Below are 2052 nucleotides of genomic sequence, written 5' to 3' on the forward strand. Positions count from 1 at the left end.
GCGCGCATCCGGGCGCGCGCGGTGCGGGTTGTCGATGATGTGCGCGCCGCATCCGGCCCGACGCTGATGGAGAGCTTTCTGGGGCAATACGGCCTGTCGAGCGACGAGGGTCTGGCGTTGATGACGCTGGCCGAGGCGCTGCTGCGGGTGCCCGATGCCGACACCATCGATGACCTGATCGAAGACAAGATTTCGCCCGCCAACTGGCGCGAGCATTTCGGCAAGTCCGAACATACTTTGGTCAACGCCAGCACCTTTGCGCTCAGCATGACCCAGTCGGTGCTGGAGGGGCAGACCAGCAAGGGCCCGCTCGATGCCTTGCGCGGCGCGATCAAGCGGCTGGGCGAGCCGGTCATCCGCGTCGCGGTGCGCCGCGCGATGAAGGAATTGGGCAATCAGTTCGTGCTGGGCGAGGATATGGATGAGGCGCTCAAGCGTTCGCGCAAATGGGCGGGCGAGGGCGCGACCTTCTCCTACGATATGCTGGGTGAGGCGGCGCTGACCTTTCGCGATGCCGACCGCTATTTCGCCTCCTATATGAACGCCATCCGCAAGATTGCGGCGGCGGCAAAGTCAGGCGATATGCGCGACAATCCGGGCCTGTCGATCAAGCTCTCGGCGCTTTACCCCCGTTACGAGATGGCCAAGGCCGATGAATGCGTGCCCGCTCTGGCTGACCGGGTGCTTGAGCTCGCCTATGCCGCGCGCGATGCGCGCATCGGGCTCAACATCGATGCCGAAGAGGCTTACCGGCTCGGCATGTCGCTCGACATGATTCAGCTGGTGCTCAGCGATCGGGGGCTGGCAGGCTGGGACGGTTTCGGCGTCGTCGTCCAGGCCTTCGGGCGGCGCGCCAGCTTTGTGATCGACTGGCTCTATGGTCTGGCGCAGAAGCTCGACCGCAAGATCATGGTGCGGCTGGTCAAGGGGGCGTATTGGGACAGCGAGATCAAGCACGCACAGGTCGATGGCGTGCCCGATTTTCCGGTGTTCACCAGCAAGGCCGCAACCGATGTTTCGTATATCTGCTGCGCCGCGCAGTTGCTCAGGCTGACCGATCGCATCTATCCCCAGTTCGCCACCCACAATGCCCACAGTGTCGCGACGATCCTTGAGCTGGCGGGCAACCGCGACGGCTTTGAGTTCCAGCGGCTGCACGGCATGGGCGAGCAACTGCACGGCGCGCTATTGCGCAATGAGAAGGTGCGCTCGCGCATCTACGCGCCGGTGGGCAAGCACCGCGAACTGCTCGCCTATCTGGTGCGCCGCCTGCTCGAAAACGGCGCGAACTCGTCGTTCGTCAACCAGCTCGCCAACCACGCCGTGCCCGCCGAGGCGATTGCCGCCGATCCGTTCGAGCAGCTGGCCGAGGGCCGCACCGATGCGGACCGCAAGATCATCCGCCCGTTCGCGCTTTATGCGCCCTCACGCGTCAATTCCACCGGCTGGGACTTGGCCAACCGGGCTGACCTCAACGGCTATCTCGGCGCCCGCGCGCCGTATCGTGAGGCGCAGTGGCAAGCCTGCCCGATCATTGCTGATCCTTGCGAGGATGCAGAACCAGCGCGCGCAGTGTTCAGCCCGTCCGCGCCCGATCTGCAGATCGGAACCGTTTGCGATGCCACGCTGGCGCAGGTCGGCGTTGCAATTGCCGGCGCACGCGTCTGGGAGGCGCCGGTCGCACAGCGCGCTGCCGCGTTGATCCGTGCCGCCGAAATGCTGGAGGCCGCGCATGGTGAAATCTTTGCGCTGCTGGCACAGGAGGCGGGCAAATGCGCGCCCGATGCGATTGCCGAGCTGCGCGAGGCGGTCGATTTCCTCCGTTATTATGCCTCCGAAGCGACCGACATGGGCGATTTCGCGCCGCGCGGCATCATCACCTGTATCTCGCCGTGGAATTTCCCACTGGCGATCTTCATCGGCCAGATTGCCGCCGCGCTGGCGATGGGCAACGCGGTGCTCGCCAAACCCGCCGAACAGACGCCGCTGATCGCGTTTCTGGCGACCCGGCTGCTGCACGCAGCCGGTGTGCCTGCGCATGCGCTGCAGCTG

General features: G+C 65.2%; 1 protein-coding gene. It reads left to right on the forward strand.

The genetic code is table 11. The features are described 5' to 3' along the window. Positions 1-2052, forward strand: a 2052-nt coding sequence (gene putA / locus ACEW8G_RS14840) for a bifunctional proline dehydrogenase/L-glutamate gamma-semialdehyde dehydrogenase PutA (protein WP_373489173.1), incomplete at both ends; no start/stop codon positions are given.

The sequence above is a fragment of the Blastomonas sp. genome (genome assembly GCF_041747255.1).
In the GTDB taxonomy this organism is placed as follows: domain Bacteria; phylum Pseudomonadota; class Alphaproteobacteria; order Sphingomonadales; family Sphingomonadaceae; genus Blastomonas.